General features: G+C 36.3%; 3 protein-coding genes. 2 read left to right on the top strand and 1 reads right to left on the bottom strand.

From position 1 onward, the window contains the following. Window positions 1–882: DMT family transporter (locus tag U9P79_00090; GenBank protein MEA2103033.1), on the top strand; the 882-nt coding region annotated here is incomplete at its 5' end. Between the two features lie 33 nt (window positions 883–915). After that, a complete protein-coding gene (locus tag U9P79_00095; GenBank protein MEA2103034.1) occupies window positions 916–2,685 on the top strand; it encodes a clostripain-related cysteine peptidase in 1,770 nt (589 codons plus the stop codon). 248 nt (window positions 2,686–2,933) lie between these two features. Here U9P79_00095 and guaD read toward each other — a convergent pair whose 3' ends face one another. After that, on the bottom strand, window positions 2,934–4,229 hold the full coding sequence (guaD, locus tag U9P79_00100; protein ID MEA2103035.1) for a guanine deaminase: 1,296 nt from the start codon (window positions 4,227–4,229) through the stop codon (window positions 2,934–2,936). Between the last annotated feature and the right edge of the window lie 165 nt (window positions 4,230–4,394).

Genomic DNA, 4,394 nt, shown 5'->3' on the forward strand with positions numbered 1-4,394 from the left:
GAAAAAAACCTTAATCCTGCTAAAGGGATTTTCCTCGTGATCATTGCCTTTCTGGGGTTTTCCATCATGTCCGCATTCATAAAAGAATGTTCGGTTGAAGGTTTGAAAACTCAGGAAATTATGTTCTTCCAAAATTTTATAGCTCTTATTGTAATCCTCCCATGGGTGTTCCGTGACAAGAAACACAGCTTAAAACCAAAGAATTCCAAACTCGTTTTCGGAAGAGCAATTATCGGACTTCTTTCGATGTATTTCTACTTCTTCGCAGTAAAACTCATTCCCCTTGTTGATGCCACCCTCTTGCAAAGTACCACCCCGATCTTCATTCCTATTATTGCATTTTTTGTATTTCGCAAAAAAATCTCGCTAAAAATTTTGTTTGTGATGATCACCGGATTTATCGGGGTAACAATGGTGTTACATCCGGAAAGAGGTTTTTTAAATCCGGGAGATCTTATCGCACTTTTCTCAGGATTCCTCTCAGCACTTTCTACGGTAATTATCAAGATACTGGATGATAAAAATGAACCGGTGAAAATCGTTATGTTTTATTATCTCGCTATCACAACAGTGATTATGGGCATATGGACAATTCCCACATGGAGCACCCCGCATGGCATTTTATGGTTATATCTTCTTGTGAGCGGTGTGTTTTATGCCATGTTCCAGTTGCTACTTATCCTTTCGGTAAAATATGCATCCACAACCACAATTTCCCCCTTTATCTATCTTGCCGTTGTATTCTCAGGTATTATTGACTGGATTATTTGGAATGAAGTTCCGGAATTAATTACTGTGTTCGGTGCGTTGATTGTTATTATTTCTGCGGTTATATCAACTATTCATCATACGAAACATAACATTCCAATGCATTATAAATAATCCCAAGAGTGAAAATTTACTCATAAGGAAAAAATGAAAAAAATTTTATTAATAATGCTATTCGCAGGGATGGTCTCCCCCGTCTTCGCCTCCGCCCAATGGACGGTTTTGATTTATATGGCAGCCGATAACAGCCTTAGCGAAGCCAGTTTCAAGGACATCAATGAGATGGAAGAAGTCGTATATAACGACTCTGTAAACGTAATTGTTCAAGTTGATCCAAACAATGACTTGAGTCATCCCCCCTATTTCACAACTTGTAGAAGATACGAAATTCAGCATGATATATATCCCGATTCTATTTGTTCTATACTCCTCGAAGATTTGGGAGAAATAAATTCTGCCGATCCACAGCAAGTAACTGATTTTGCCAATTGGGGCTTCTTACATTACCCATCCCAAAAAACAATGCTGATTCTTTGGGATCATGGGAACGGGTGGTCAAAAAACGGAGAAAGATTTCTGATAAAAAGTATCTGCACCGATTACGATGGCGGAACTATTGGAGTGGCGAACGGAGAATTACAGCAAGCAATTTCGGGAATTACATCTCATCTTGATATTTTGGATTTCGATGCATGCGATATGCAGACGGCTGAAGTGATTGGAGAAGTTTACAATTTCTGCGACATCATTATCGGTTCGGAATTAACAGTTCCCGGAGATGGAATGTTTTATGGAGCGAATCCCGAATTACCGGCAGCAGAGTGCGGACTTTTTAATTATTTGGTTGATAATCCCCAGTCCACCTCGGAAGAATTTGCTTTTGAAACTGTCCTTCGCTATGTAAATTCCTACACAATGTATTATCAAACTGGCTGGAGTAAAGTTAGTTTATCGGCGATAAGAACTCAAAACTATCTGGAATTCATGAATCCATTGTTGTATGATTTTTGTTCAACATATTCAGATACAATTTATCATGATGTTTTTGAGAATGCGTATGATCAATGCTATTCAATAAATAATGAAAGTATTGACCTGAGAGAATTTTATGCGGAATTATCGAATTTCGGTTCGGGGGAGCTGTCTCTATTTGCCGAGCAGATAGCAGCTACTATTGATTCTATGACGATACTTTCCTCAGTGGTATTTCAAAATGCCCCATCGCCGGATATTGGTAAAATGGCAATTCATTATCCTTCTGATTCTTTCTCGTTGAATTGGGAAAAATATCGCACTCTGGATTTTGTTCAACAAACCGGATGGGATGGTTTTTTGGCTTTTTATTTTGAGGAATATTCGGGAAATGATTACCCTAAAATTTCATTTTTCAATATTTATTCTTACAATAAACTGGTAACATTTTCATGGGATGCTCTTGCACCTACATTTATGGATGTTAAATATTCACTTGAATATTGCCCCACAGGCGGTTCCACATTTACCACTATTACCGATTCGACTTATATTACTGAAACGCATTTTCAATACAACATAGAGAATTATGGAAGTTATGAATTTAGACTCACAGCAATTGATGAATTTGGCAATTCAACAGACACAACTCAAATCAGCACTGTTGCAGCTGAAAATTCTTTTAAATTTTTCCCCAATCCTTATAATATTTCTGATAATGAACAAGTTGGAAAATTTATATTTTCATCAGAAGTGGGAGAAAATGCGACGATATACATTTATAATTTTAGCGGTAATCTGGTAAAAAAAATCGAATCCGAGAGCAATGAATCCGGGGTTGTGGAAGTTCCCTTTAATGGCGATAATTTTGCTTCGGGAATCTATTTCTGCATTCTGAAATGCGGTGGGAGTTACAAAAAGATTAAACTTGCCATTGTTCGGTAAACAATTGTGAACAATTTGTGAATAACATTTCGTCCATTCAAAGAAATTCGTCTTGTTTGCTACCAGTCCGTGCTTTAAGGATATTGTCGTATTTTTTGGAAAAGTGTATAAGTTAGCTATATTGCTCCGTAAAATTCAGGCAATAGCAGTTAGTTAGGGATTTTCCTCTTTCTGTTTGTTAACATTTTTTACCGCTTGAAAAGGTGGATTTCGATTTTCCCATATTGTCGTATCCGAGAGACGAAAATCTATTTTTCAACCTCTATTCCCCGAATAAAAACTTGATCAATAATTTGTCTGTTACCTGCATAAATTATTTTTGCTAGAATCTGATGGGGATTTGCAAAAAAATCATTATCAATATTAAAAAAACTTTTTTCCGGATTGAGTATGATAAAATCTGCAGATTTCCCTTTTTCCAAACTACCAATAATTTCACCCAAACCAAGGGCTGTCGCACCTCCCAAAGTTCCGAGATAAAATGCTTCCTCCGCTGAAATTGGGTTGTGAGTTTTCTCCCCATTAACAAAATTAATCATTTTTGAGGTCTCGATAGCTTCTTTCATTTCGTCAAGAATGGAAAGATTATAACCGGCGGAAATATCAGTTCCCAAGGCGATTGGCAATTTTTCCTTTTCATATTCTCTATATGGCATCAAACCGCTAATGAGAAAGCGATTGGAAGACGGGCAGTGAGAAATCTTTGTCCCTGTTTTTTTTAGGATTTTTCTTTCGGCAGCATCTAAATAGATGCAATGAGCGACAATAGTTTTGCTACTTAGAAGCCCGGCTTGATAATAAACATCGGTATAATTTTTTTTATCTGGAAAATATTTTTTCACAAGTTGCAATTCGCTTTCATTTTCAGCGAGATGGGTTTGTATGCCAAGATCGTATTTGTGGGCTAACTCTGCTGCTCTTTTTAACAAATCGAAAGAGCAAGCGATAGCAAAACGCGGAGTGATAGCATAATGCAATCTATCATCGAATCCGTGCCATTTTTTTATGAGCTGTTCAGATTCCCGCATCATTGTATCCGTGTTTTTCACTAAATATTCAGGGGCATTCTGATCCATTAACACGTTGCCGATATTGGCACGAATTCCAGCCTTTGCAGCAGCTTCAAAAGCAATATTCGTAGCGTTCTTATTGTTTGAAACATACGTGGATGTTGTGGTGATACCATTTCGAAGCAGTTCCCGAAAGAAAAGTTCCGATATTTTTTTTGCATATTTAGTATCTTCCATTTTTCTTTCTCGCGGGAAAATCAATTCATTTAGCCATTCTAACAATTCCCCCTTATAAATTCCTTCCAAACCCAATTGGGATAAGTGATTGTGAGTATCCACAAATCCCGGGAGGATCAATTTATCAGAAAAATCCTGAAAAGTTGCCTTATTATATTTTTCTCTAATATCTTTTTCGGATACTTCCAAAATTGTTCCATTACTACCAAATGCCATAAAACCGGATGGCAAAAATTGCACCTGTTTTTTGGATATTGAAGTAAGGATATTTCCTTTAATAATATTTATATTTTTCATAATATCCTGTCACAAATTATTTTTGAGTTTTCCTTTTTATTTCTGAGTAACATAATAGCAAAAAAACTAACATTTTTTTAAAACTTTTTTTATGTTTTTCACGCAATCCAATTAAAAAATTTTTGTACAACTTCCCCGTTTGGTGCTTTTAATGTCAAGGTTTAA

Source organism: Candidatus Cloacimonadota bacterium (assembly GCA_034661015.1).
Classification (GTDB): Bacteria; Cloacimonadota; Cloacimonadia; order JGIOTU-2; family JGIOTU-2; genus JAYEKN01.